24 protein-coding genes and 3 pseudogenes are annotated in these 24,794 nt (G+C 68.9%); 13 read left to right on the plus strand and 14 right to left on the minus strand.

All coding sequences use genetic code 11. The features are described 5' to 3' along the window. The first annotated feature begins 5 nt into the window (after positions 1-5). The 3 genes from ACLQ24_RS08160 (at position 6) to ACLQ24_RS08170 (ending at position 3,832) form a co-directional block, all read left to right on the plus strand. On the plus strand, positions 6-641 hold the full coding sequence (locus ACLQ24_RS08160) for an FMN-binding negative transcriptional regulator (protein WP_425890094.1): 636 nt from the start codon (positions 6-8) through the stop codon (positions 639-641). A 159-nt stretch (positions 642-800) separates the two neighbouring features. Next, a complete protein-coding gene (locus tag ACLQ24_RS08165) occupies positions 801-1,922 on the plus strand; it encodes a cytochrome P450 (RefSeq protein ID WP_425890096.1) in 1,122 nt (373 codons plus the stop codon). A 32-nt stretch (positions 1,923-1,954) separates the two neighbouring features. After that, a complete protein-coding gene (locus ACLQ24_RS08170) occupies positions 1,955-3,832 on the plus strand; it encodes a non-ribosomal peptide synthetase (RefSeq protein ID WP_425890097.1) in 1,878 nt (625 codons plus the stop codon). A 131-nt stretch (positions 3,833-3,963) separates the two neighbouring features. Here the strand turns inward: ACLQ24_RS08170 and ACLQ24_RS08175 are convergent. The 3 genes and pseudogenes from ACLQ24_RS08175 to ACLQ24_RS08185 form a co-directional block, all read right to left on the minus strand. After that, a pseudogene (locus tag ACLQ24_RS08175) lies at positions 3,964-4,361 on the minus strand (S8 family serine peptidase); the annotation flags it as partial. 92 nt (positions 4,362-4,453) lie between these two features. Continuing rightward, positions 4,454-4,558, minus strand: a pseudogene (locus ACLQ24_RS08180) (transposase); the annotation flags it as partial. Positions 4,559-4,627: 69 nt separating this feature from the next. After that, positions 4,628-4,843, minus strand: coding sequence for a hypothetical protein (locus ACLQ24_RS08185; RefSeq protein ID WP_425890098.1), 216 nt, complete (start codon positions 4,841-4,843; stop codon positions 4,628-4,630). Positions 4,844-5,044: 201 nt separating this feature from the next. On the opposite strand from ACLQ24_RS08185, the pseudogene ACLQ24_RS08190 reads away from it, so the two are divergent. From ACLQ24_RS08190 to ACLQ24_RS08200, 3 genes and pseudogenes are all read left to right on the plus strand, one after another. Beyond that, positions 5,045-5,522: pseudogene (locus ACLQ24_RS08190) on the plus strand (transposase family protein); the annotation flags it as partial. 227 nt (positions 5,523-5,749) lie between these two features. Next, on the plus strand, positions 5,750-7,393 hold the full coding sequence (locus ACLQ24_RS08195; protein WP_425890100.1) for a serine/threonine-protein kinase: 1,644 nt from the start codon (positions 5,750-5,752) through the stop codon (positions 7,391-7,393). Then, positions 7,390-7,983, plus strand: a complete 594-nt coding sequence (locus ACLQ24_RS08200; protein ID WP_425890101.1) for a hypothetical protein — start codon at positions 7,390-7,392, stop codon at positions 7,981-7,983. Before ACLQ24_RS08195 ends, ACLQ24_RS08200 begins: the two co-directional genes overlap by 4 nt. 107 nt (positions 7,984-8,090) lie before the next feature. Here ACLQ24_RS08200 and ACLQ24_RS08205 read toward each other — a convergent pair whose 3' ends face one another. Continuing rightward, a complete protein-coding gene (locus ACLQ24_RS08205) occupies positions 8,091-8,753 on the minus strand; it encodes a response regulator (RefSeq protein ID WP_425890102.1) in 663 nt (220 codons plus the stop codon). After that, positions 8,741-9,841, minus strand: coding sequence for a sensor histidine kinase (locus ACLQ24_RS08210; protein ID WP_425890103.1), 1,101 nt, complete (start codon positions 9,839-9,841; stop codon positions 8,741-8,743). The genes ACLQ24_RS08205 and ACLQ24_RS08210 overlap by 13 nt, the downstream gene beginning before the upstream one ends. Positions 9,842-10,032: 191 nt before the next feature. Between ACLQ24_RS08210 and ACLQ24_RS08215 the strand changes: the two genes are divergently transcribed. Both ACLQ24_RS08215 and ACLQ24_RS08220 read left to right on the plus strand, forming a co-directional pair. Next, a complete protein-coding gene (locus ACLQ24_RS08215) occupies positions 10,033-10,194 on the plus strand; it encodes a hypothetical protein (RefSeq protein WP_425890104.1) in 162 nt (53 codons plus the stop codon). Next, positions 10,191-10,646 carry a hypothetical protein gene (locus tag ACLQ24_RS08220; RefSeq protein WP_425890105.1) on the plus strand — a complete coding sequence of 152 codons (456 nt, stop codon included), beginning with the start codon at positions 10,191-10,193 and terminating at the stop codon, positions 10,644-10,646. The genes ACLQ24_RS08215 and ACLQ24_RS08220 overlap by 4 nt, the downstream gene beginning before the upstream one ends. Before the next feature lie 21 nt (positions 10,647-10,667). On the opposite strand, the gene ACLQ24_RS08225 is transcribed toward ACLQ24_RS08220, so the two are convergent. From ACLQ24_RS08225 to ACLQ24_RS08265, 9 genes are all read right to left on the minus strand, one after another. Next, positions 10,668-11,225 (minus strand): hypothetical protein, encoded by a 558-nt coding sequence (locus tag ACLQ24_RS08225; protein ID WP_425890107.1) that lies wholly within the window; start codon positions 11,223-11,225, stop codon positions 10,668-10,670. A gap of 129 nt (positions 11,226-11,354) precedes the next feature. Next, complete coding sequence (locus tag ACLQ24_RS08230) at positions 11,355-12,407, minus strand: hypothetical protein (RefSeq protein ID WP_425890109.1); 1,053 nt, start codon at positions 12,405-12,407, stop codon at positions 11,355-11,357. 146 nt (positions 12,408-12,553) lie between these two features. Beyond that, positions 12,554-13,735, minus strand: coding sequence for an iron-containing alcohol dehydrogenase (locus ACLQ24_RS08235; RefSeq protein WP_425890110.1), 1,182 nt, complete (start codon positions 13,733-13,735; stop codon positions 12,554-12,556). 117 nt (positions 13,736-13,852) lie between these two features. Continuing rightward, the gene (locus ACLQ24_RS08240) at positions 13,853-15,313 is read right to left on the minus strand and encodes an NAD-dependent succinate-semialdehyde dehydrogenase (RefSeq protein ID WP_425890112.1); all 1,461 of its coding nucleotides are present in this window, start codon (positions 15,311-15,313) and stop codon (positions 13,853-13,855) included. Positions 15,314-15,561: 248 nt separating this feature from the next. Beyond that, the gene (locus tag ACLQ24_RS08245) at positions 15,562-16,638 is read right to left on the minus strand and encodes an ABC transporter ATP-binding protein (protein WP_425890114.1); all 1,077 of its coding nucleotides are present in this window, start codon (positions 16,636-16,638) and stop codon (positions 15,562-15,564) included. Further along, positions 16,638-17,705, minus strand: a complete 1,068-nt coding sequence (locus ACLQ24_RS08250; protein WP_425890116.1) for an ABC transporter ATP-binding protein — start codon at positions 17,703-17,705, stop codon at positions 16,638-16,640. Before ACLQ24_RS08250 ends, ACLQ24_RS08245 begins: the two co-directional genes overlap by 1 nt. Further along, positions 17,705-18,616: a carbohydrate ABC transporter permease gene (locus ACLQ24_RS08255; protein WP_425890118.1), complete on the minus strand. Its 912-nt coding sequence runs from the start codon at positions 18,614-18,616 to the stop codon at positions 17,705-17,707. The genes ACLQ24_RS08250 and ACLQ24_RS08255 overlap by 1 nt, the downstream gene beginning before the upstream one ends. Then, entirely contained in the window at positions 18,616-19,548 is a 933-nt protein-coding gene (locus ACLQ24_RS08260) for a carbohydrate ABC transporter permease (RefSeq protein ID WP_425890120.1), read from the minus strand. Before ACLQ24_RS08260 ends, ACLQ24_RS08255 begins: the two co-directional genes overlap by 1 nt. Positions 19,549-19,562: 14 nt before the next feature. Beyond that, positions 19,563-20,996, minus strand: a complete 1,434-nt coding sequence (locus ACLQ24_RS08265; RefSeq protein ID WP_425890122.1) for an extracellular solute-binding protein — start codon at positions 20,994-20,996, stop codon at positions 19,563-19,565. Between the two features lie 192 nt (positions 20,997-21,188). Between ACLQ24_RS08265 and ACLQ24_RS08270 the strand changes: the two genes are divergently transcribed. The 5 genes from ACLQ24_RS08270 to ACLQ24_RS08290 all read left to right on the plus strand — a co-directional run bounded on the left by ACLQ24_RS08270 (position 21,189) and on the right by ACLQ24_RS08290 (position 24,541). Further along, positions 21,189-21,983: a GntR family transcriptional regulator gene (locus tag ACLQ24_RS08270; protein WP_425890124.1), complete on the plus strand. Its 795-nt coding sequence runs from the start codon at positions 21,189-21,191 to the stop codon at positions 21,981-21,983. An 88-nt stretch (positions 21,984-22,071) separates the two neighbouring features. Continuing rightward, on the plus strand, positions 22,072-22,641 hold the full coding sequence (locus ACLQ24_RS08275; RefSeq protein WP_425890126.1) for a DJ-1/PfpI family protein: 570 nt from the start codon (positions 22,072-22,074) through the stop codon (positions 22,639-22,641). 19 nt (positions 22,642-22,660) lie between these two features. Beyond that, positions 22,661-23,482, plus strand: a complete 822-nt coding sequence (locus ACLQ24_RS08280) for an alpha/beta fold hydrolase (RefSeq protein ID WP_425890128.1) — start codon at positions 22,661-22,663, stop codon at positions 23,480-23,482. A 209-nt stretch (positions 23,483-23,691) separates the two neighbouring features. After that, entirely contained in the window at positions 23,692-23,850 is a 159-nt protein-coding gene (locus ACLQ24_RS08285) for a helix-turn-helix domain-containing protein (RefSeq protein WP_425890136.1), read from the plus strand. A 493-nt stretch (positions 23,851-24,343) separates the two neighbouring features. Continuing rightward, positions 24,344-24,541, plus strand: a complete 198-nt coding sequence (locus tag ACLQ24_RS08290; RefSeq protein ID WP_425890130.1) for a hypothetical protein — start codon at positions 24,344-24,346, stop codon at positions 24,539-24,541. Positions 24,542-24,794 lie beyond the last annotated feature (253 nt).

A 24,794-nucleotide genomic window follows, 5' to 3' on the forward strand; every position in this document is an offset into this window, starting at 1 on the left:
CCAGGATGTACGTACCTCCGATGTACCGCTCCCATGACCAGGCCGAGGTCCTCGAGCTGATGGCCGGCAGCCCGCTGGCGACGCTTATCACCGTTCGCGGCGGCACTCCGGAAGCGAGCCACGTCCCGGTCATCCTCGACCCGGCGGGCCCCGGCGGCGAGACCTTGTACCTCTACGGGCACATGAACCGGGTCAATCCGCAATGGCAGTCCGTCGGGAGCGGCTGCCCCGCCATGTTGATCTTCGCTGGCCCGCACGGATACGTCTCGCCGACAGTCTACGGTTACCGTCCGGCCGCGCCGACCTGGAACTTCGCGGCCGTGCACGCCTCCGGAGTGTTGTCCGCCATCGATCAGGGCCCCGAGACGATGGCCGTCATCACGGCGACCGTGAAGGCGCTCGAGGGCCGCTTCGGAGCCGGTTGGGACATGCACGACTCGATGGACTACTTCCACCAGCTGCTTCCCGGCGTGGGTGCCTTCCGGATGGAGGTTCAGCGGTTGGAGAGCATGCACAAGCTGAGCCAGGAGCAGGAAGCCGGTGTCCGGGAGCGGGTCGCGGACTCCTTCATTCGGGAGGACGGGGCCACGCAGCAGCTCGCCGAGCTGATGCGGCGGTGCCTGCATCGGTCGCGATCGTGACGGTAGGCACCGACGACCCGCTGCCGGAGAACTCCTGACGTAGCCGAACAAACCTTGGTGAGGTGTGCCGACATGCGATCCCCGATAAGACCCGGAGCGCGGGAGGTCAGCGACCCGGATCCCTACCCGAACTATGCCTGGCTACGGGAGAGGGCTCCGGTGAGCGCTGTCTACAGCCCACACGGTGTCGGCACGACCTGGTTCGTGACGTCGTACGCGCTGGCTCGTGCGGCGCTGGCCGACCACCGGCTCAGCAATGACGGACGCAACGGGGGAGAGTGGCTCAACCCTGAGGTTGCCGACGACGCCTACCGGGCCCGAGGGCTGCTCAATCTCGACCGTCCGGAGCACGCGCGGCTGCGCAAGCTGGTGAACGGGGCGTTCAGCGCGCAGGCGGTGACGCGGTGGACGGCGATGATGGAACGCGTTTGCCACGCCGCGGTGGACCGGCTCATCGGCGAGACCGACATCGACCTGGTTTCGGGGTTCGCGCTGCCGGTCCCGGTAGCCATCATCCACGAGGTGCTCGGCATCCCCGAGGACCAGCGCAAGGATCCCGCCAGGTGTTTCGAGCTGTTCTACCGGGCCGGCCTGGCCCACGGCGCTGGGCCGGAACTCTACGAGGAGCTGTTCGGTTACGTCGACCATCTGATCTCCTACAAGCGGGCGCACCGCGGGGATGACGTGATGAGCCTGCTCATCACACACACCGAGAAGGGTGACCTGGCCGGCGACCGTGAGCTGCGCAGCATGGTCCTCGGCATCCTCGGAGCCGGGCACGTGACGACGGTGCAGTTCTTCGGGTGCGCGATCCTGCGGTTGCTGACCCACCCCGAGCAACGCGCGCGGCTCGAAGCTGGGGAGGTGGGGTGGGCGCAGGGCGTCAACGAGATGATGCGGATCGACTCACCTATCCAGGCCACGGTCTACCGGTACGCGACCGAGGACCTGGAGCTCGGCGAGGTCCAGGTGCGGCGCGGTGACGCTGTACTGATCTCCATCGCCGCGGCCAATCGCGACCCCGCCCGGTTTGCCGACCCGGATGATTTCGTCGTCGGACGGCAGGACGGCTCGAACCTGGCCTTCGGGCACGGCGTGCACCTCTGCCTCGGCGTCCATCTCGCCCGTATCGAGGCGGAACTCGGGCTGCAGATCCTGTTCCGCCGTCTGGGCAAGATCGATCTGGCCATTCCCACATCGGAGATCGTCTGGGCGTACGGCCCGATGCTGCGTGGGCCGCGCCGCCTCCCAGCGTCGGTCAGCAGCACAGGCAGGCGGTGAGCATGAACGACACGGACAGTTTGGGAGGGCGAATGTCACAGGATCTGGACCTGGGTACCGTCGCGGACGGGCGGGCTCGCAGCGTTCTGTCGGGTATGGCCGAGTGGGTCGCCAAGGCCCCGTCCGACTTGGCGGTGATCTGCGGTGAGGAGAAGTTGAGCTACCTCGACCTCGACCGTCGGGCGAACCGGCTCGCGCGCGCCCTCCAGGATCGGGGCGCGGGACCGGAGCGACTGGTCGGCTTGGCCGTGCCGCGTGGCATCGACCTGGCGGTGGCCGTCCTCGGCATACTCAAGGCCGGTGCCGCGTATCTGCCCTTCGAGCCGCAGTATCCCGACCTTCGCATCATCTCGTCGATGACCGACAGCGACGCCGACGTGCTCATCACGGATGCGGTCACCGCGGAGCGGTTTCCCAGCGGAAGTGTGCCCTTCACGACGATGGACGTCACGGCGGCGGCGATGGCCGACCTCCCGGACGACGCAGTCCCGTCTACGACCGACGGCGACAGCCTGCAGTACGTCATCTACACCTCGGGCTCGACGGGCAGACCCAAGGGCATCGCCATGACGCAGGGCCCACAGTTGACGCTGCTCGACTGGTGTCGTGACCGGTACGCCGACCGGCAGGCAGTCCTCCAGTACTTTCCCATCACCGCCGACGTCGCGTCCCTGGAGCTGCTGTCGATCTGGTGGACGGGTGGTTGCGCGGTGATCGCCTCTGACCGCGAGCGCTACGACATCAGCGCCTTGGCACGCCTCATTCGGCAGCACCGGATCCACCGTGTCCTGCTGCCGGTGGCCGCCATGCAGCAGCTAGCCGACCACGCGGTGGAGCGCCCCGAGGACGTCTGCACGTTGCGGGAACTCATCACCACCGGCGACCGCCTCGTCATCACCCCGAATATGCGGACCATGTGCGCCGGCCTGCCGGGAGTAATCTTTGATGATCACTACGGCTCCACCGAGGTCAACGTCGTCACGGCTCCGCGGCTGGTGGAACCGGTCGCCGCGTGGCCGGACAGGCCGTTGCTCGGCCGCCCGATCGTCGACGCCCGGATCTATCTCCTCGACGACGACCTCAATCCGGTGCCGCGAAACGTCCCCGGCGCCATATACGTCGGTGGTGGACCTCTCGCCCGCGGTTACACCGGCCGGGGTGGTCTGACGGCAGAGGCGTTCATCCCCGATCCGTTCATCGGCGCATCCGGCGCGCGGATGTACCGGACCGGCGATCTCGGCCGGTGGCGGTCCGACGGACTGATCGAGTTTCTGGGCCGGGCGGACTTCCAGATCAAGCTCCATGGGCTTCGGATCGAGCCAGGGGAGGTGGAGACCCTCCTGCGGTCCCGTGACGACGTCGCCCAGGCGGTGGTGATGGCGGTCGTACCCGAGGACGGCGACGCGTCGGAGGCGCTGCTGGTCGCATACGTCGTCCCGGCCGACCGGTCGCCCGGCGCGGTACTGCACACCGAGCCCTTGCGCGATCACCTCGCCGCACACCTGCCCTCGGCGATGATCCCGCAGTCCTACGTCGTCCTCGACGAACTGCCCATGACCGAAACGGGGAAGGTGGACCGTGGCCGCCTGCCGCACCCCGATGTGGCCGAACCCGACTTCGTGGCTCCGAGGGACGAGGTGGAGGCTGCGGTGGCGAAGGTCTGGGGCACCGTGCTGGATCTTCCGACCGTCGGGGTCAGACACAACTTCTTTCAGTTGGGTGGCCACTCGCTGCTGATTACCCGGGTCATCTACGAGTTGCGGGAGACGTTCGGGGCGGATCTGCCGATGGCGTTGATGTTCCAGCGGCCCACCGTGGAATCGTTTGCGGCCGAAGTGCGGCGCCTGCGGACTGCATCGACGTCGATACAGGACAAGCCGGCCGAACCCCATCACGACCTAATTTCCTAGTACGGCAGCCGCCGCCGTTTGAGATGTAGCTGGTGGGCCGGGTGGACGAGGTCCGGCCACCGTGATCGTCTGTCTGCTGTAGACATAACGTCAGATCTGGCGGTGGCCGCGTGCCACAGCGAGCCGGTTGACGCCTCGCTCATCGGGTCGGTGCCGTCGGTGAGGGCGCCGCCGAGGCTCATGTTGACGATCTTGATGTGCTCGTCCCGCGCGGCCCACTCCATGCCGGCGATGAACCAGGAGTCCTGGCCCCACCCTGATTGTCGAGGATCTTGCCGATGTGCAGCTCGCCCCGGGGGCGACACCACTCTCGACCCCGCCGGAGGCGACCCCGGGGCCGGCGATCGTCGAGGCGACGTGCGTGCCGTGCCCGTGCCGGTCGGTCACGTCCACGCCGGGTACGAAGCTGTGGGCGCCCGCGATCTGGCCGACCAGGTCCGGGTAGTCGGCGTCGATGCCGGTGTCCAGCACGGCGACCGGTACCCCGGGCCCCGGTGTTGCCGCCGGACCAGACGCGCGGAGCGGCAACCGGATCCGAACGTGCCGGCAACCGGCGGCCGCCACCCCGAGCGGCCCGATACCCGGCGAGATCCCGGTCCGTCATCACCCATTCGCGAGTCAGCCGTCGGCGTGGACCCCGACCACGACAAGCCCTTGGACGTTGACCGTCCGCCCGTGCTCGCGGACCTTCATCGTCACCGCGTCGATCCATACGAACGGGTAACGGAACGAACGGGTAACGGATGCCCGGGCGGCCAAGGGAAGTGGCCGCCCGGGCATCGTCGGGAGAGTGTGTTACTTGGCCAGGTCGACCAGGGCGTTGGCCGTGCGGAAGTACGGGTTGCGGCCGAGGTCACCGATCGTGACGATGCCGAGCGCCTCCTTGAGCAGCTTCGCACCACCGTCGCTGACCCCCGCAAGGGCGGACACCGGGGCGTCGACCAACTCGGCGAGGGTCTTGTCCTGGTACGCCTTGTCGACCAGCTTGGTGAGGTCGGCCGTGACGGGCATGAATACTCCTTTTCCACGTAGCCTGGATTCCGGCTACCTTGGGCGAATCGGGTTGAATTAGATCATCGCCCGTGCCGGGAAGTCCACAAGGGACAACCTCGTCAGCGTTCGTCCTCGCCGCCCTCGTCCTCGCCGCCGAACGAGTCGAAGATCTCGTCGGTGCCGCCGGCGAAGCCGAGCGTCGCACCGCCGACCAAGCCCACGGCCATGCCGCCAGACGCGGTAAGCCGGCTGCTGCGGTCAGGCCGGAACGCGAGCCGCGACCTCCGGTGCGAAGAGCGCGGCGTGAACGTGCAGGTCATCGCCGAGGTCGCTGGCCGACTCGTCTGGGCGTCGCCAGCGCTGCCCGGTGCGGTCCATGACCTGACCACAGCCCGAACCCACGGCATCATCGACACGCTGAGCAGGGCAGACGCGATGACCTTCGCCGATAAGGGCTACCAAGGCGCCCGCGGCAGCGTGCGCACTCCAGTCAAGCGACGCCGCTTCCGTCCGAAGCTGTCACGCCGGCAAAAGGCCGTGAACCGGGCCCACGCGAAAATCCGCGCCCGCGGCGAACGCGCGATCGCCACCCTCAAGACCTGGAAGATCTTGGTCAAACTGCGCTGCTGCCCACGGCGAGCGACCCCGATCGTCGCAGGCCATCCTCGTTCCGCACCACGTCGAAGCCAACCGGTAAGCAGGATGAAGAAGGTCTGGCCGCCGCCGCACTGCGGGTCACCTCGGAACAGCTCGTCGAGCGCGCACCGAGGCCGATGTGTTCGGCGGGAACGCGGATCGAGCGGCTCACCGCCTACCTGACGCGGGAACGCCGGACGCCGGGCGGCCGTCATGTCCTGAGTGTCCGGGCTGCCATTGCCGGTAGCCGCGAGGAGGGCGTGCGCACCTCGATGTAAGGTCCTGCGCGTGACTGATCCACTCCTGCCGAGTGATCCAGTGGACCTGGGGGGCTACCGGTTACTCGGGCGGCTCGGCCAGGGTGGTATGGGCGCGGTCTATCTCGGGCAGAACGCCAACGGCCGGCTGGTCGCGGTCAAGATGATCCGGCCCGAGTACGCCGACGACACCGAGTTCCGCGGCCGGTTCCGCAGTGAGGTCAACCGGGCCCGGCAGGTTCCGCCGTTCTGCACGGCCGAGGTGCTCGACGCCGACCCCAACCATCCCACGCCCTACCTGGTGGTCGAGTACGTGGACGGCCCCAGCCTGGCCGAGGTGATCACCCGCAACGGCCCGCTCCACGGAGGCAGCCTGCACAGCGTCGCGGTCGGGGTGGCGACAGCGCTGGCCGCCATCCACGGCGCCGGGGTGATCCACCGGGACCTCAAACCGGCCAACGTGCTGTTGGCGCTGGGCGCCCCCAAGGTCATCGACTTCGGCATCGCCCGGGCCTTCGAGGTGACCAGTCAGCACACCCGTACCGATCAGATGGTCGGAACGGTCGCCTATATGGCGCCGGAGCGTTTCGACACTGAACACCGTGCCGTGGTCGGCCCGGCCGCGGACGTGTTCGCCTGGGGCGCGGTCGTCACCTACGCCGGCACCGGGCATACCCCGTTCCGGGCCGATTCGCCCGCGGCGACCGCGGCCCGGATCCTGACCCAGCCGCCGGAGCTGTCCGGGTTACCGGACCGGCTGCGCGAGGTGGTGGCCCGCACGCTGGCCAAGGACCCGACGGAGCGGCCCACCGCGCACGAACTGCTCGACCTGCTGCTGGACCTGGATACCGACGTGAAGACCAAACTGATCCGCCCGGAGTTGCTCCGGGCGGCCACGGCGGCCCGGCGAACCAGCAGGTTCGGCTTCGGCCGCCGGCGGCCCGGCCGCCGGCGGCCCGGCCGGGTGCGGCGAAAGGTCCTGGCCGGTGTGGCAGTGCTGGCGCTGGGCGTGACGGGGATCCTCACCGCTCAGCTGCTGCCCCGGCTGGGGGTGGCCGGGAATCGGCAGAGCGGCGCTCCGATCACGACGGGTGGCGCGGGCACACCCGGGCCAACCTCGTCGTCGAGCCGGGTCGCGGGACGTCCGGCGATTATCGACCGTCTGGACCGGCCTGGCCAGTGGACGGATAGCCGCGACGAGGCCGAGGGCCGGTGCGTCTTCGGCGACGGGCGGCTCGAGGCCCGGACCGGGATGTCGCCGGTGTACCGCTGCCACGGTCCGAAGGACTCCTTCAAGGATCAGACGGTCAGCGTCGACGCGACGGTCCTCACCCCGGGAGCGTGTGCGGCGATCTGGTTCCGGATGGCCGGTGCGAACGCCTACCTCGTGTCGCTCTGCGAGACCGAGGTCCGACTGGGCGTGGACACCGACGCCGGCGTCACCCAGGAGGCGCGGGCCGCAGTTGCCGGAGCCGTCCTGGGGCATGCACGCCGGGTGGAAGTCGTCGTGCAGGGCGACAAGGCGACCGTCGAGGTCGACGATGCGCCACTGATCACCGCTACGCTCGGGCCGCCGTCTCTGACGGCCGGCCGGTTGACATTCGGTGTCATCGATGACGTTATCAGCGGCGACGCCCGCGCCGCGTTCGCCCGTGTGGAGGTCACGAAGCTGTGAGAAGCAAGCTGCTCGTCGCGCTGCTGTTGGTCGTGTTGGTCGGAGGATGCGGCACCGGCTCGCCGGACGCCTCCTCCGCCGCAACCGCGTCACCGTCGGCCGTCTCGGGCCTCGGCGGGCCCGCGAGCGATCCGCCGGGCACCCCCACAGGTACGCCGGCAAGCGACGCGACCGTACCGCAGCCCCGATTCGCCGACCTCACCCAGGGCAGCATCACGTCGGTGGTGACGCTGCACTCCTACGACCCGGCGAATGCCTCCGCCGTTGTGGAACCGGTCCTCCTCATGACCAGCGACGCGTACTGCCGGGCATTCAAGATCGAACGATCGGACGGCCGGTGTACGCACCTGGAGTACATCACGGAGGAGAGCCATACCAAGGTCACCGTGCCGCTCGCCGACGAGGTCGACTACTTCACGTGGGAGGACGCCCAGGGGGGCGTGTGTATGGACGCCCCGGAGAAGGGGGGCACATGTCCCATGACGGACAAACAGTTCGCCGCGTGGTTCGCGCTCAACAAGCGGGCCATGGTCGCGGTAGCCACCGAGCGCGGCGTCATCACCCGCATGGCGATCGTCTACACGCCCTGATTGTTTCCCCATCGTAGGAACACGACCCGCACCTGCCGAGAGACCTCGCCGCGACGCTGGCCTGCTCGTCCTGCCGACCCTGCTGGCTTGGGAGCCGGTGAGGCGCGTCAGAGGAGCCGGCCGTCGTGGGCGAGCAGGGCGATCTGGGTACGGTTGTCGAGATCCAGCTTGGTCAGGATGTGCGAGACGTGGGCCTTTACCGTCGTCACGCTCATCAGCAGCTCGCTGGCGACCTCGGCGTTGGAGCGCCCCTGTCCGATGGCCCGCACGACGTCGCGTTCCCTCGGTGTGAGCAGGGCCAACCGTTCGTGCGCCTGCTCGTAGGACTCGGCCCCGGAGGCGACCCGCTGCATGAGTCGGCGCGTCACGCCCGGAGACAGCATCGGGTGGCCGGCCGCGACCGCGCGTACCGCCTGGCTGATTTGCTCGGGCGGGGTGTCCTTGAGCAGGAAGCCGCTCGCGCCGGCGCGGAGGGCCCGCAGCACGTGCTCGTCGGTGTCGAACGTGGTGAGCACGATGATCTCGGGTGGCCGATGGCGGCGGCGCAGACGTTCGGTGGCGGTGATGCCGTTGACGCCCGGCATCCTGATGTCCATCAGCACCACGTCGGGCAGGTGCCGGTCCACCGCCGTGATCGCCGTGGCGCCGTCCGCGGCCTCGCCCACCACGGCGATCCCGTCGGCGCCGTCGAGCATCAGCGTGAGCATTCCCCGTACGAGAGGATCGTCGTCGACGATGACGACCCGGATCGGGGCGGTCACCGCGGCCATGGCAGCCACGCGGCGAGGTGGAACCGACCCGCGGCGTCGATGTGGTGGGTGACCCGACCGCCGGTGAGCTCAGCCCGTTCGGCGAGGCCGATGAGGCCGGTGCCGGCGCCGCCGGTGACGCCGCTGTCGGGCGTGGTCGGGTTGCTCACCGTGATGCTCAGGCCGGCGCCGGGCGCGCCGCCGAGCACCAGGCGGACCGGCTGGCCAGCCGCGTGCTTGCGGGCGTTGGTCAACGCCTCCTGAGCGATCCGGTACGCGGTGCGGCCCACCGTGGCAGGGATCTCGGCCGGTGGCCCGAGCGGATCGTCGATCTCGATCTGTTGCCCGGCGGCCCGCGCCTCGTCGACCAGGCGCGGCAGGTCAACGAGGGTCTGCCCGGGTGGTGCGTCGGTCGGGGACTCGGCGTCGTCGCTGCGCAGCAGGGTGATGACCTCGCGCAGCTCGTCGAGGGCGTGGTGCGCGCTGGCCCGGATCACCCCGGCGGCGGCGCTGAGCCGCTCGGGCGGTGCGTCCGGCCGGTACTCCATCGCGCCGGCGGCCGCCGCCAGCAGGGACAGCCGGTGGGCCAGCACGTCGTGCATCTCCCGTGCGATGCGGTGGCGCTCCGCGGCCCGGGCCTCGCCGACCCGTCGCTCCTGCTCCTGCTCGGCCCGCCGGGCCCGGTCCCGCAGCGCCGCCAGCAGGGCGTTGCGGGCCTGTGCCCAGGTGCCCCAGCCGAGCAGGGCCGCGTACGCGATCGTCATCAGCACCAGCCGCCAGCCGTACGGCAGGCTGGGCACCGGCCGCCAGGACGCCTGCACGGCCTCGCCCGCCACGCCGACCGCCGCCACCACCGCTGCGTGCCGAAACGGCCGGTTGCGGGCGGTGAAGAGCACCGCGAAGCTGGCCACCGGCGTGGCCACCGCGGACAGCGCGACGAGCAGGCCGGCCAGCACGCCACCGACCTGCGGGTGGCGGAGGATCACCGGAACGAGGATCAGGGCGGTTACCGCCAGCGCGACGTCGAGGCCGATCAGACCGGTGGAGCTGGAACGGGTGCCGGACCACAGCATGGTCGCGACGAGGACGCCGACCGCCACGGTCGTCACGCCTACCGGGACGAAACGCCACGCCCTCGGCTGTTTGACCTCGCACGTCGCCGCATCCACATCGCGCAGGCTACTGGGGTCGCGGGGGGCCGGACCACCTTCTTTGGTAGTACGCCGAGCCACCGGGAGACGTGGCCGCAGCGGCGTCTGGGCCGACGCGTCGGGCCCGGCCCGGTCCGCAGACTCAGGCCATGACGAACAACCTTTCCCTTGGACGAGCCGCGGTGGTGGCCGGCCCACCCAGTGGCGTCGGCGGGGGCGCGAAGGTGACCCTCGCGCTGCTGCACCTGAGCGTCGGCGTCATCCTCATCCTCGGCCTGCCCCGGTCGTGCCCGGCGGGGGCGAACCGATGACCGCGCTGACCGTACGCAAACAGGACGGGGTCTTCGTCCTCGACTCCGCGGCGCACGCCTCGCTGCGTACCGGCTGGACCTGGCGGTGCGGTGAGATCCGCACCGGCACCGGCCGGTGGACTGTCGAACCGACCGGACGCCGACGCATCGGGTTCACCGCCCGAGGCGAGCACGGCGTGCCGGTTCGGCTCGATCCGGGCTGGTCACACGTGCCGGGGCCCGGCGGGGTGGCCCGGTGGATGCCCGGTCACGGTGGGGGTGAGCTGGTACGCGACGGACACCGCCTCGCGGTGCGCCTTCCCGGCCGATTCGGCGGGCCGATCCGTGTCGAGGTCACCGGCGACTGGGCCGAGCTGGAGTTGGTGGTGCTCACCGCCTGCTTCGCGCTCATGAGCCGGCGGCGGCGACGTACCCTGATCATGATGGCGGCCGTCAGCGGGGGGAGTGGGTGACCGGGTCGAGCGCCGTCGCGGCTACCGGGAAGCGGCCGTCGGACGGCTGACATAGGTGTGGTTGTCCATGGGCGGCGGTTCCAGCCCGAGCGCCCGTACCGACCGGTCGGCGTACGGACCGATGTAGAGGCCTTTGGTGACGGCCTGCCGGGACAGCGCCATGGCCTGCCCGATCGCGGCGACAGTGGTCGGGTCGCCGGAGAACGTGCGGTACGCCCACTCCGCCGTGACCTGCGCCGGCCCGGTGTGCGGGTCCCAGGCCAGGCGGCCGACGGCGTACTGCGGGGCCGGAACGCGCACCGGCCGGGGTAGGCCGCGGAAGACGACCGCGTCGGCGACGGCGGCTGCGGCCTTCGTGAGGCGCGGCTCGTCGGGCACGACGAGGGACGCCAACGGCGGGACCGGCGCGGGCGTCCGCGCCGACGCGGCGACAGCGTCCTCGCGCGGGCCTGCGGCGGGGGCGTGGCTCAGCCCCAGCGTGTCGCCGCTTCCCAGGCCACGGCCGCGCCGAGCGCCAACAGGACTACCGCGGCGACGAGCCGCGGGTACGGCCTGCGCGGCCCGGGCAACGTGAGTCACTCTTGCATAATGGCGCCGGGTCCCGGCCTCGACCTGCGAAAGCAGTCGGCGAGGGCACCGGCTACCGGCGTCCACCGACGTCGAGTTGAGTCCGCTCGAGAGGCCGGTAGGCCATGGAGGGAGGCCGGGTCACTGCATGGCGGTGGCCGGCGGATGGTCGAATGATTCGGGGCAGCGGAAGGTGTACAGCGAGTAGCCGCGCCCGATCTGCACACCGACGATGTCTGGCGACGCGGCCGGGTTCTCCTCGGACGGGCGCCAGCTGCAATGCATGCCGTTCCAGTCGCCCGAGTCGACGGTGAACATCAAGGTCATCGTGGTGCCGCAGACAGCACAATCCATCGGGTACGGATCGGTCAGTGACCAGTTCGTGTACCCGCCGACCTTCCATCCCGGCGCCAACGACAAGTCGGCTTGATAGTGCGGACGGCTCTCGTCCTCGTCGTCATCCCACTCGTCGATCCGCTCGCGTAGGTCATCGGGGAGCAGGTCGGCGTATTGGTACTCGCGGACCTGCTCGGGGTGCACCACGCACGGCACCGGCAGGTACATGTCGCTGATCACCAGCGGCTCGGGAGGCGCTTCGAGCTGTGGGCCGACGGCGGAACTGTCGCGCCAGTAGAGGGAGACACGAGGGCTGTAGTGCCGGTCCGAGTGGTCTACCGGGCACCACAGCACCTGGAGCAGGTCGGTGTCGTAGGGACCGGCGTAATCCGGGATGTCTCGTCGGTAGAGCTGCGCGACCGGGACCAGCGGGATGGGATCCTCGATCAGGTCGTCCAGGTCCAGAGCATTGGCCGCATCGAGCTCGGCCCGCTCCTCGGCGGTCAAGAAGTCCCCGCCCGGCAATGGCTCCCGAGCCTCCGCGGTCGCGAGGATCTCCCGCCTGCGGCGCAAGGCCGCCGGGGTGGTCAGGTTGTATGGCTCGTGCGCCCCGGCGTCGTCGCAGACCGGCCATACCTCGTCGGCCGGCCACAGCAGCGGTCCGCCGACCGAGCTGTCCCCAATGGTCGGAGCGCCGGGTCGGGGATGCAGGCGGGTAGCCGTGCTCGAGTGTTCCCGCAGTTCGGGGAAGAGCGCGGTGATGTCCAGGGACGCGGAGGCGTGGTGCGGACCATAGAGGTGGATCTTATGGCCCGCGTGCTGGTCCTGGGTCCTTCGCGATTCCGCCGCATCCGTCATGGATCAGCATCACCGCCTGGTCGGGGTGAGTGGATCGAGGAAGGCTGCGACGTCGGGCGCGATGGCGTAGCCGGACATTCCGACACCCGAGGTGGGGCACGGACGTCGTCATCCTGCGAAAGGCCGGTAACTGTCTCTGCTCCGAGTCAGGACTGTCGTGTGCGGTCCCCGGTCCAGGCCGCTTCGAGAATCGCGGTCAGGCTGGCGGTGTCGGTCGGGCCCGGATGGTTCTGGATCAGGCGGGTGACGCCACTGGCCATCTCCGCGAAGCGCGGGAGGTCGGCGCGCGCCACGCCGATGTCCGCCAGGGTGGGAGGGATGCCGATGTCGGCACGGAGCCCGTCGAGCCAGCCGAGGAACGTGTCTGCGGCCTCGGCGTCCGAGGCGTCGCTCACGTCGAGCCCGCACACCCCGGCGAGGATGGCCAACCGGTCGCCGATGGCATCCCTTGCCGCGTCCAGCGCGTAGGGGAGTAACAGTCCGACGCCCAGGCCGTGCGGCGTGTGCGTGGCGGCGCCGATGGGATACTGGAGAGCGTGCGGGGCCGCGTTGCCCGCGTGGGAGAAGGCGAGCCCGGCGAGCATGGACCCGTAGGACATGTCCGCGCGCGCGTCCGTGTCGCCGCCGTCCCGGACGGCACGACGCAGGCTACGGGCGATCCGCTCCGCGGCCAGGAGCGCGTAGTGGTCGGTGATCGGGTTGCGGCCGAGAAAGACCTGCTCCACCGGGTCGCGCGGTCCGTGGGCCCGGGGTCGCGCGGTGTAGCTCTCCACGGCGTGGCAGAACGCGTCGATGCCGGAGTGGGCGGTGACGGTCGCCGGGCAGGTGTACGTGAGTTCGGGGTCGACGATGGCGAAGTCGGGCACGATGTGGACGCTGGAAACCCCCACCTTGAGCGCGCGGTCCGGGTCGGTCAACACCGATACGGGTGTGAGCTCGGAGCCGGTGCCTGACGTCGTCGGTACCGCGACGAGAGGCACCGTCGGCCCCGGCACCTTCGACTCGCCGTAGAAGTCGCGCGGCGTCCCACCGTGACGCCGGATGACACCGACGATCTTGGCGAGGTCGATCACCGTGCCACCGCCGATGGCGAGGATGACGTCGGCGTCCACCTTGGCCGCGACCGAGACGGCCAGGGCGACATCGGAGAGCGGCACGTCAGAAGTCGCGTCGGAGAAAACCTCGACGGCCTCGACCTTCTCCCGCACGGCGGCCACGATCTCGGCCACGCCCGGCTGCCCCAGAAGAACCTGGTCGGTCACGATGAGGACGCGTGAGCCACTCTCGGCCACCACTCGTGGGATGTTCTGCGCGACCCCTTCGCCCACTATCAGCTGGCGTGGTCCGCGGACGGTCTCGAGCATGTCAGTGCCTCTCCGGAACGTCGGCGTGATGTGTGCACGGGGCGCGATGAGCGGCGGCGGGCGCCCGGAGCAGCAGGTCGGTCACGGTAGGTCGATCGCCGCGTAGGTGAGGTCGAGGTACTCGAGGATGCCCTCGTGCGACCCCTCCCTGCCGATCCCGGACTGCTTCACGCCTCCGAACGGCGCTGACGGGTCCGAGATCAGACCGCGGTTGATGCCGAGCATTCCCGTATGCAGCCCCTCGGTGAACCTGAGCGCCCGCTGGAGGTCACGGGTGAAGACGTATCCGACCAGGCCGTACTCGGTGTCGTTGGCCTTCGCCAGCACCTCGTCGTCGGACGTGAACGAGATGATCGGCGCCACCGGGCCGAAGATCTCGGCCTTGAGCATCCGCGCGTCCTCGGGCACGTCGACGAGTACCGTGGGCGGGTAGAAGTGGCCCGGCCCGTCCGGTCGCTCACCGCCCACCAGGACCCGGGCGCCGCGATCGACCGCGTCGGCGACGAGTTCGTCGATCCCGGTGACCGCGGCCTCGTCGATCAACGCCCCGACGTCGACGCCGTCGTCGAGACCGTGGCCCACCGACAGCGCGCCCATCCGCTCGGCGAAGCGCGCCGTGAACTCCTCGCGCACCGGCTCCTCGACGTAGATCCGGTTGGCCGCGATGCAGGACTCGCCGATGTTGCGCATCTTGGCCACCATGGCGCCGTCGAGCGCGACGTCCAGGTCGGCGTCCGCGCACACGATCAAGGCCGCGTTGCCGCCCAGTTCCATCGAGGTACGCAGCACGTTGTCCGCAGCCTGCCGGAGCAGCACGCGCCCGACCTCGGTCGACCCGGTGAACGAGAGCTTGCGGGTCCGACTGTCGGCCAGCAGTGCGGAGACCACCGCGCCGGAACGCTTGGTGGTCACCACGTTGACGACGCCCGGGGGAACGCCGACCTCTTGCATGATGCGGGCCAGGAACAGCATGGTGAGTGGCGTCTGGCCTGCTGGCTTGGTGATCGTCGTGCAGCCGGCGGCCAGCGCGGGAGCGATCTTGCGGGCACCCATGGCCAACGGAAAGTTCCAGGGCGTCACGAAGACGCACGGTCCGACCGGCTTCGGCACGGTGAGGATGCGATATCCACCTGCGGGGGCGATGCTGTAGCGCCCCTCGACGCGCACGGCCTCCTCGGCGAACCACCGGAAGAACTCGGCGCCGTAGGCCACCTCCGCCCGAGCCTCGGCGAGCGGCTTGCCCATCTCGAGCGTTATCAACCGGGCGACCTCCTCGGATCGCTCGGTCAGCGCCCGGTACGTCGCGGTCAACAACTCTGAGCGCTTCCGTGGCGGGGTCGCCGCCCACTGCGCCATCGCCGTGCTCGCCGCGTCCAGAGCGGCGAGACCATCAACGACGTCGGCGTCCGCCACCTCGGCGATGGTCTTGCCGGTGGCCGGGTCCTCGACGGCAAAGGTGGCTCCGCTTGCGGCATCGCGCCAGGCGTCGCCGATCCGGAGCCGCCGGTGCTCGGGGACCAGGACGTTCATCGGGTCGTTCATTGCGTCGCCTCCTGTGATCTTCATGGCGATGTCCGAAACGCGTCGGCGGTTGCACTGGGCGCGCAGACGGACGGGTCACACGTCCTCGTCGGGGGCTAGGTTGCCGAGCGTCGAATGTGGCCCTGGCCCTGTCTGCGGGGCGACCTCCCACGGCGGTCTCGGCGTCGGCAGGCCGTGTGCACCGGTGTCGGTCCGCCGAGCTTCGACCACCACGTGCGGGCGCAGGCTGCCGTCGCCGCCCGGCGCGGTTACCGCCCGGCCTCGGACAGCGACAGCCCGGTGTCCGCGTCGAACAGGTGCGCGCGGTCCAGGTCGACCGTGACATGCAGCCGCTCGCCCGGGGTACCCGTGACGCTGGGTCGTGCCTTGACCTTGAGGAGCGCCGTCCCCACTCGGACGTCCACCACCGTTCGGTCACCCAGCGGCTCAAGCCCGTAGAGGTCCCCCGACAACGACGCCTCCCCACGCTGCTCGACCGACAGATCCTCCGCGCGCAGGCCCAGCAGCAGCGGGCGCCCGTCCTCGGCCGTGGTCCAGCGGGGCCGCGGCAGCGTCCAGCCTTCCGCGCCCACCAGACGATCTCCCTCGGCGTGACAGGCGAGCAGGCTGATCGGCGGGCTCCCGACGAATCCGGCGACCCACTGGTTGGCGGGACGCTCGTACACCTCGGTCGGCGTTCCGACCTGCTGCACCTTCCCCTCCTTCAGGACCGCCACCTGGTCGGCCATGGACAGGGCCTCGACCTGGTCGTTGGTCACGTAGACGAAGGTTGCTCCGAGGCTCCGGTGGATGCGGGTGAGCTCGGTGCGCATCTCGACGCGGAGCTTGAGGTCGAGGTTGGTCAGCGGCTCGTCCATGAGGAACGCGCGCGGGCGTCGGACCAGCGCCCGGGCCAGGGCGACCCGCTGCATCTCACCGCCCGACAACTGGGCGGGACGACGCTGCAGCAGACGTTCGATGTGCAGCAGGCTCGACATCCGCTCGACGGCGGCGGCGATCTCGCCCGCGGAACTACGGCGTGCCCGCAGCGGCGAGGCGATGTTCTCGTACACCGTGTGTCGCGGGTAGAGGGCGTAGTTCTGGAAGACCATGGCCAGGTCGCGTGCGGCCGGGGGGTTAGCGGTGGCGTCCCTTCCGTCCAGACGGACCGACCCGCCGTCAAGCTTCTCAAGGCCGGCGATCGCCCGTAACGTCGTCGTCTTGCCTGCCCCGGAGGGCCCGAGCACGACGAAGAACGAGCCGTCCGGCACGTCCAGCGTCACCCCGTCCAGGGCCTGGACCTTGCCGAAGGACTTGCGCAGCCCGTGCGCTGCCACGGTTCCCATCAGGCCACCAACTCTTCCGTGCTCACGTCGTAGACCGCCGGGGTCCCGCCGGTGTGCCGCAGCCCGACCTTTGCGTCAGCGGCGAAACGCATAGTCGGTGGCATCCGAACCCGGACGTCCCGCTGGCCGCCGTGGTCGACCACGTAGATGATTTCGTCGCCCAGCCACTCCGCCGAGACCACCCGGGCCGGGATCGAGCCTTCCGCCCCCGACGCGGTGACTTCCAGCGCCTCCGGCCGGACGCCCGCTACCAGGCGACTGTCGCGCGGCAGGCCTGGCGGTGGCGTGAGAACCAGTCCGCCCTGACCGTGCAGCTTCCCGTCGGCCACCTCCACCTCGATCAGGTTCATCGGCGGGGAGCCGATGAATGCGGCGCAGAACAGACTCGCGGGACGGTCGTAGACCTCCAGCGGGGTGCCGATCTGCTCGACGCGGCCCTTGTTGAGGATGGCGATCCGGTGACCGAGCGACATCGCCTCCACCTGATCATGGGTGACGTAGACCATCGTCGCCCCCAGTTTCCCCTGCAGGTGTTTGATCTCCGTGCGCATGTCCGCCCTCAGCTCTGCGTCCAAATTGGTGAGAGGCTCGTCCATGAGGAATGCGCGCGGTCGCCGTACCAGGGCACGAGCAAGCGCGACACGCTGCTGCTCCCCGCCGGACAGTTGGCGCGGTCGCCGGTCCAGAAGCGGACCGAGCCGCATCAGCCGGGCGGCCTCGTCGACCCGCGCGTGCACCTCCGGCTTGGGCAGTCCCTCGGCCCGCAGTGGGAACGCCAGGTTGTCGCGGGTCTTCAGGTGCGGGTAGAGAGCGTAGAACTGAAACACCATGGCGATGTCGCGCTCGGCGGGCGGCAGGTCGTTGACCAGCGTGTCGCCGATGCGGATGTCGCCCGTCGTCTGCCTCTCCAGGCCGGCTATGGCCCGCAGCGTGGTCGTCTTGCCGCAACCCGAAGGGCCGAGCATCACGAACAGCTCGCCGTGGCCGATGGACAGGTCCACGTGATCAACTGCGACGGTTCCGTCCGGGTAGCGCTTGTGCAGGGCGGTCACCTCGATGCCGGCCATCAGCGTCGCACCGCCCCGAGCGTCACACCGGCGATGAGGTGCTTTCGCACCAGGTACGCGAAGACGAGCACCGGCAGGGCGAACACCACGGAGGCGGCGGCCACGAGACCCCAGTCGGTGGTGGTGCCGCCGATGAGGCCGGCGATGGCGGGTGGGGCGGTCCGGACGCTGTCGCTGGAGGTGAGGAAGGTGGCGAACACGAACTCGTTCCACGAGAAGATGAGTGCGAAGACCGCCGTCGCGGCGATGCCGGGCACGAGCAGGGGAAGGGTGAATTTCCAGAACGCCTGCAACCGGGTGTAGCCGTCGAGCATGGCGGCGTCCTCGTACTCCGCGGCTACCTCGTTGACGAACCCCTTCATCATCCAGATCGTGAACGGGACGTTGAACGCGGCGTAGATGAGGATCAGGCCGAGCTTGTTGTCGATGAGTCCGACCTGGCGGTACATGAGGAAGATCGGGATCACGACCACCACGGGCGGCATGAAGCGGGTGGACAGGATGAAGAACAGTTGGTCCTTCTTGGCCTTCACGGCGAAGCGTGAGTAGGCCCAGGCCGCCGGGACCCCCAGCACGGTGGCCAGCACCGTGGACACCCCGGCGACCACGACGGAGTTGAGGAACGAGACGGACAAGGCCGAGCGACCGCCGTCGGGGGCGACGAACACGTCCCTGTAGTGGTCAAGGGTGACCTTGAAGTCGAGAAACCTGGCCGGAATGGCGTAGACGTCCCGGTTCTCCTTGATGGACGTCTCGATCATCCACAGCACCGGAAAGAGCATCACCACGGCCAGCACGGTCAGCAGCGCGACCTCCAGCACGGAGCGGCCCCGGCCGCCGAGGCGGCGCGCGGGAGGCGTGTGATCCCGGGCAGGACCGGTGGACACGGCCTCGTCGACGGAGACGGCCATCAGCCCTCCTTGAGCTTGTTCAAGTAGCGCAGGTAGAACTGCGTGAGGACGATGACGACGAGGACCATGAGGATCCCGTACGCCGAGGCGGTTCCGGTGTTGAAGCCGAGGAACGCGACCTTGTAGATGTGGAACGACAACGTCTCGGTGGAGACACCCGGGCCTCCGTTGGTGAGGATGTAGACGAGGTCGAACAGCCGGAAGGCCTCGATGGCCCGGAACATCACGGCAATGAGGAGCAGCGGCCACACCAGCGGAAGCGTGATCGTGCGGAACCGGAACCACTCGGACGCCCGGTCGATCGAGGCGGCCTCGTAGAGGTACTTGGGCACCGCGCTGAGGCCGGCAAGTGCGATGAGCATGATGAACGGTGTCCACTGCCAGGTGTCGACAACGATCAGGGAAATCAGCGCCGTCCGCTGTCGGGTGAGCCACTCCACCTGCCCCAGACCGACCGAGCCGAGCATGCTGTTGACCACCCCGAACTGCGCGTCGAGCATGAATCGCCAGAACAGCCCGACGACGACCGGCGACAGCATCATCGGAACCAGGAACAGAGTGGTGAGCACTCCTCGCCCGCGCGTGCGTCGTGAGATCAGGTAGGCGATGCCGAACCCGAGCACGGTCTGCAGGCCGACCGCGCCGATCACGTAGATCAGCGTCGTCAAGGCCCTCGTGTGGACCTGCGCCGACGTCAGGATGGCCGTGTAGTTCCCGAACCCGATGAAATTGGCAGGCCCGCCGCGGGTGGCCGAGTAATCGGTGAAGGACAGGTACAACGACCACAGCAACGGGAACACCGACATGGCGAGCAACAGCAGCATCGCGGGGGAGATGAAGGCCACGGCGAGCCCGCGGTCGCTCAGCCGGCGGGACCGACCCGGTGCAGGTGGCGTCACAGCCACCACCTGCCCGGGGTGGTCGGTCGTCATCGGGGCGGGGTCTTTCACAGTCCGCCGCCACCCTTGCGGTTGCTGGAGTCGAGCACGCTCTGCTGCTCCTTGGCGATGTCGTCGAGCGCATCTTTCGGCTTCTTCGCACCGTTGAGGGCCGCGTTCACGTTGGTGTTCTCGATGTCGACGAGGCGCGCGTACTCGGGCACGTTCCACATGTCCCGCATCCGCGGAACGGAGTCGGCGTACACCTGGTTGAACGGCCCGGCATTGAGGAACTCGGGCGACTGCAGGGCATCGGTACGCGACGGCACGCCGCCAGCCGCGGCCCACTTCTTCTGAATGTCAGCCCGCTCGAACCACTTCATGAAGTTCAGGGCCTCCGCCTGGTTCGCGGAGGAGGAGTAGGCCGACACGTGCATCCCCATGCCGCCGAGGGGGACCAGGTTCGTCTTCTGGCTCGGCAGGGTGGCGAAGCCCAGCTTGTCGAGAATCTGCTCCCGCGTGGTGCCGAGCGTCGACTGCTTCGGATCGAGCAGGCCGCCGCTCGCGGCGATCCAGTTGAACGCGATGCACGCCTTGCCCTGGGCGACCGCCGCGTTCACCTCGTCGATGAACCAGTTGCCGGAGCCCTTGGCGGTCAGCGGCTTCATCTTGTTGACCAGGACGTCCATCGCCTCCTGGCCCGCGGCGTCGTTGAGGACGCCGTCGATCTTGCGGTTCTTGGCGTCCCAGAGGTTGCCGCCGTAGACGCCGTTGACCGTGTTGTAGGTGACGGCCGCGGCGTCGGAGCCGTTGGCCTGGTGGAAAGCCAGCCCGCTGACGCCGGGGTTGTCCGCCTGACACTTCTCGGCGGCTGAGATCATCTGGTCCCAGGTCTGCGGCGGCTTGTCGCCGATCAGGTCCTTGCGGTAGATCATCGTCCAGGTGTCGCCGAGCAGCGGCAGGCCGTACAGGCTGGCGTTCTCGTCGCGCTTGCCGGTCTCCGCCTGCGGGAACTGGCCGTAGGCCGCCAGGAGGTACGGGTTGTAGGCGTTGACCTCGATGTTGTTCTTGACGAAGTCGGTGATGTCGAGGATGTTGCCGTTCGTCACGGCCTCACCGATGTGCTGCGAGTCCAGAATCGCGATGTCGAAGTCGGTCTTGCGCGCGGCGAACTGGGTGAACATCGCGTCGTGCCAGTTCGCGTTCGGCACGGTGTTGACCTTGATGGTCGCGTTCGGCCGCTCCTTCTTGTACTCCGCGTTCGCGAAGTCCTCCAGTGCGTGGGCGGGAGGCCAGTCGAACCAGATGAAGCTGAGGGTCAGCGGGTCCTTGGTGAGTTCCGGGACGGCAGCCGGCGCCTTGGGGGCGCTCGCCTTAGCATCGTCGTCCTTGTCGCCGCTGCACGCCGCCAGGGTCGTGGCCACCAGCAGCATGGCCGCTGTTGCCAGCCGCACCTTCCGGCCGGGAGCGGGCATTCGTCCTAATCGCTTCTGATCGCGCATGTTATGCCTGCTTTCTGGGTGGGAACTTCTAGAACCTCGCTATGTGCTTCGCCGAGCGGTTGCCGGGTTGGTGGGGCGTGGCGCCGGGCCGTCGTGAGGGCCGGCGTCGAGAGTGCGCCGCGAGGTGGAGAATGAAGATCATCCGCCACATTTCCTATACGATCTGGTGGGGCGTCAGCATGCCGCAGCGTTGTGACCGATGTCAACAGGTCGCAAAGGCGCAAGAAGGGACCTCACGTCACGATGGACGACGAAACGATGATCGCGCGGGGCCGCAAGGCCGTGACGGGAGGAATGTCGGTGGGAAGATCAGGTGGGCGGCTCGCCGACGAGGTGTACGACACGCTGCTCGGACAGTTGATGTCGCTACGGATCGAGCCTGGCTCCCGCGTCACGATCGACGTCCTGGCGCGAGAGCTGGGAGTCTCCCAGACGCCGATCCGAGACGCTCTGAACCGCATGGAGGCCGAAGGGCTGGTCGTGCGTGTGCCGCATGCCGGTTACCGCATTCCTCCCCAGATCACCCGCCACCGGTTCGAGGACATGCTCGAGGTGCGCCTGCTTCTCGAGCCCGCGGCGGCGCGCAGGTCCGCCGAACGGGCCTCTGTTGAGCAGGTGGCCGGACTGCGACGGATGTTGGAGGAGATGGCGGAGTTGGAGGGGGGCCAGGGGTCCGCGGCCTACGGCGCCTTCGGGCTCCGCGACGCCGCTTTCCACGACCTGGTCGCCCTTAGCGCGGAGAACCAGGTGATCCGTGCGGCGCTCGCTCGCCTGCACAGCCACGTGCACCTCTTCCGGCTGCACCACGACGCCCAGGTCACCCACCTGGCCATGGCCGAGCACGAGGACGTCGTCGCCGCGATCGCCGCGCGTGACCCCGACGCCGCCGCCTACGCGATGCGTCGGCACATTCTGCGCTCCGGCGAGCGTTTTCGACGATTGTTCGACGAGGTCAAGGACGCGGAATCGATAGCGGTAGAGGCTTGACGGGTGGGCTGGGTCGAGGAATGCTATCGCCATCGGATCGGATCGGATCGGATCTCCACCACCCGCCACCAGATGCGAGGAGAAGCAGGTGCCCAGAGCGCTGCTCCTGACCGGCGACGCCGCCGAGGAACTTGACACCATGTATCCCTACTACCGCGTGCAGGAGGGCGGCTGGGACGTCGACGTCTCATCACGGACGCTGCGTGACGTGCAGTTGGTCATCCACGAGTTCGACCCCAACTCCGACGCCTACGTGGAGAAGAACGGGCGCAAGCTGCCGGTCGACGTGCCCTGGGCCGAGGTCGACGTCGAGCGCTATGACGCCCTCATCATCCCCGGGGGACGTGCCCCCGAGTGGATCCGGATCGACGCCGACGTCAGGCGCATCACCGAGCACTTCTTCGCGCGCAACCTTCCCATCGCGCTGGTGTGCCACGGTGCGCAGGTACCAGCGGTGTACGGGCTCCTGAAGGGTCGAAAGACGGCGTGCTTCCCGCCCATCACGGGTGACATGGAGAACGCGGGCGCGACGGTCATCGACGCGCCCGACGTCGTCGACGGCAACCTCGTCTCCTGCCGGGGATGGCCCGACATGCCGCAGTTCGGCAGGGCGATGATGGAGGTCTTCTCGAAGTCCGTCAGCTCCGCATCGGCATGAACACAACTGGCCCGTCCCGGTGACAGCACTTCGGACCGTCATGGTCGACGATTCACCCGTCCACGTCCTGGAGAGCGGCGCCGGGCCCGTGGTGCTGATGCTGCACGGCTCCGGACCCGGCACGACCGGGTCCGGCGCCTGGGCAACGACAGCGCAGGCGCTGGACACGTCATGGCACCTGGTAGCTCCTGACCAGGCGGGGTTCGGCCGTACCCGAGTGCCGGCCGGCTCGCGGGGTGGACTCCGGCTGTGGACGGAACAGGCGGCGGGCCTGATGGATGCTCTGGGGGTCGAGCGCTACGCCGTGGTGGGTCATTCCATGGGCGGCGCCGTGGCGCTGGCGTTGGCTGCCGCCCGGCCCGAGCAGGTCACCCGTGTCGTGGCGGTCTCGACGATGGGCACTCCCGGGGCACCGCTGTCCGCCGATCTCGACGCGGTCTGGGCCGCCCCCGCCGGCCCGCTCGGAGCACGGGACATGCTGAGCCGCCTCCTCCTCGACCAAGCTCTCGTGACCGATGCGGCCGTCGAGGCCCGTGCGGCGGCGATGCGGGACGGGGCTTCCGCGTACGCGTCGTTGTTCCCTCCACCGAGGGCACGATGGGTCGACGACCTCACCCTCACCGCGCAGACGCTGGCGGCGATCCGCGCGCCCGTGCTGCTCGTGCACGGCGCCCAGGACCGCGTCACCCCGCTCGATACCGCCACTCGGCCCCTGCTCGAACACCTGGCCGACGTCCGTCTGCACGTGTTCGGCCGATGCGGGCACGTGCCGGCGATCGAGCACCCGCACGAGTTTCGGCAACTGCTGTCGTGCTTCCTCGGCCGGAACCGAGGTCACTGACACATGCCCTTGTCACCGCTACGGTCCGCAGTCCGTGCAAGAAGCTCAATTCTGAACTTCCGTGCGTTGACCCATTCCATCGCCGGGCGTGCGATTATCGCACCATGGCTGATGGCTGATGGCTGATGGCTGATGGCTGGCCCCTCGTTGGTGAGCAGGTACGACAAGCCCGCCTGTCATTGGGGATCTCTCAGCAGGATCTCGCCGCGATGGTGGGGCTCGACCGCACGATGCTGGCCAAGGTCGAGGCTGGCAGCCGCCGTTTGGACGGCTTGGAACTGGCGCGGCTTTCCAGGGCGCTGAAGGTGTCGATGGAGTACTTGATCCAGCCGCCGCCAGCGGTGTTATCCCGACGGGCGGCCCCCTGACTGAGGAAACTGACACCGAGGCAGCACGCTCGTCGGAGCGCCTTGAAATCGCGATGGTTGAGTGGCTGCGCAACGTCCAACAGTTGCTCGATCTCGGGGTACTGCGTCCCCGTCCGCTGCTTCGCTACCCGCATCCGGTGGAGTCCGAGGATGACGCGCGTCGGGCAGCCGGGTGGTTGCGGCAGCGGTTCGGGCTCGGGGACGAGCCGATCGGCAGCGTGGTGGAAGTCTGTGAGCGTGCCGGTCAATGGGTCCTGGTCATCGACCTGCCAGGCGACGGCGCATCGCTCATCGAGGGAAAGATTGCCGTCGCTGTCGTGAGCACGACGGGTGATCCTGGCCGCCGGCGGGCTACCGCTGCGCATGAGTTAGGGCATCTCATCATCGGTGATGAGTATTCCGCCGACCTCGGCCTGAGTGCCTCGCGTGCAGAACGGGAGGGAGTGATCGATGCCTTCGCCGCCGGGCCTGGAGTCAGGTTCGGCCGACCCACGTGGAGTTCATGGAGGCACTGGGCTGGGTGCCGCAGCCCGACCTCGAGTCCGTACGGGTATCGCCCGCATACGCGACGGCCGTGATGGAAGCGTTGCGCAACAAACCAATCAGCCGTGCCAGGGCGCTGGAGCTGATGCACGGCCACATCGGCGAGGCGGACCTACCGCAGGACGACGACCTGGAGATCGCGCCGTGAGTCGGTCGGCGGGGGCGCAAGCCACCTCCGCCTTTGTGCTCGACACGATGGTTCTCAGTCACTTCACCCTGGCCGACCGGTTGGACGTCCTGCAGGACCTGCTGATTGACGCCGATTGCTGGACCACGCAGGTGGTTCGAGGGGAGTTGCGAGCGGGCTCTGCGGGGCATCGTGAACTAGGCCGTGTCTTGTGGATCAGGTTTCGCGGGCGAGGTCGCGGAGCCAGATCTTGATGGTGGCGATGTCGATGGTG

This window comes from Micromonospora sp. DT4, assembly GCF_049841675.1.
Taxonomy (GTDB): domain Bacteria; phylum Actinomycetota; class Actinomycetes; order Mycobacteriales; family Micromonosporaceae; genus Micromonospora.

Bases quoted from the DNA above. Each gene is read 5' to 3' on its own strand.
- ACLQ24_RS08160 (WP_425890094.1), top strand. From the start codon at position 6: ATGTACGTACCTCCGATGTACCGCTCCCATGACCAGGCCGAGGTCCTC.
- ACLQ24_RS08170 (WP_425890097.1), top strand. From the start codon at position 1,955: ATGTCACAGGATCTGGACCTGGGTACCGTCGCGGACGGGCGGGCTCGC.
- ACLQ24_RS08185 (WP_425890098.1), bottom strand. From the start codon at position 4,843: ATGCCCGTCACGGCCGACCTCACCAAGCTGGTCGACAAGGCGTACCAG.
- ACLQ24_RS08205 (WP_425890102.1), bottom strand. From the start codon at position 8,753: ATGGCCGCGGTGACCGCCCCGATCCGGGTCGTCATCGTCGACGACGAT.
- ACLQ24_RS08215 (WP_425890104.1), top strand. From the start codon at position 10,033: ATGACGAACAACCTTTCCCTTGGACGAGCCGCGGTGGTGGCCGGCCCA.
- ACLQ24_RS08220 (WP_425890105.1), top strand. From the start codon at position 10,191: ATGACCGCGCTGACCGTACGCAAACAGGACGGGGTCTTCGTCCTCGAC.
- ACLQ24_RS08230 (WP_425890109.1), bottom strand. From the start codon at position 12,407: ATGACGGATGCGGCGGAATCGCGAAGGACCCAGGACCAGCACGCGGGC.
- ACLQ24_RS08240 (WP_425890112.1), bottom strand. From the start codon at position 15,313: ATGAACGACCCGATGAACGTCCTGGTCCCCGAGCACCGGCGGCTCCGG.
- ACLQ24_RS08245 (WP_425890114.1), bottom strand. From the start codon at position 16,638: ATGGGAACCGTGGCAGCGCACGGGCTGCGCAAGTCCTTCGGCAAGGTC.
- ACLQ24_RS08250 (WP_425890116.1), bottom strand. From the start codon at position 17,705: ATGGCCGGCATCGAGGTGACCGCCCTGCACAAGCGCTACCCGGACGGA.
- ACLQ24_RS08255 (WP_425890118.1), bottom strand. From the start codon at position 18,616: ATGGCCGTCTCCGTCGACGAGGCCGTGTCCACCGGTCCTGCCCGGGAT.
- ACLQ24_RS08260 (WP_425890120.1), bottom strand. From the start codon at position 19,548: ATGACGACCGACCACCCCGGGCAGGTGGTGGCTGTGACGCCACCTGCA.
- ACLQ24_RS08265 (WP_425890122.1), bottom strand. From the start codon at position 20,996: ATGCGCGATCAGAAGCGATTAGGACGAATGCCCGCTCCCGGCCGGAAG.
- ACLQ24_RS08285 (WP_425890136.1), top strand. From the start codon at position 23,692: ATGGTGGGGCTCGACCGCACGATGCTGGCCAAGGTCGAGGCTGGCAGC.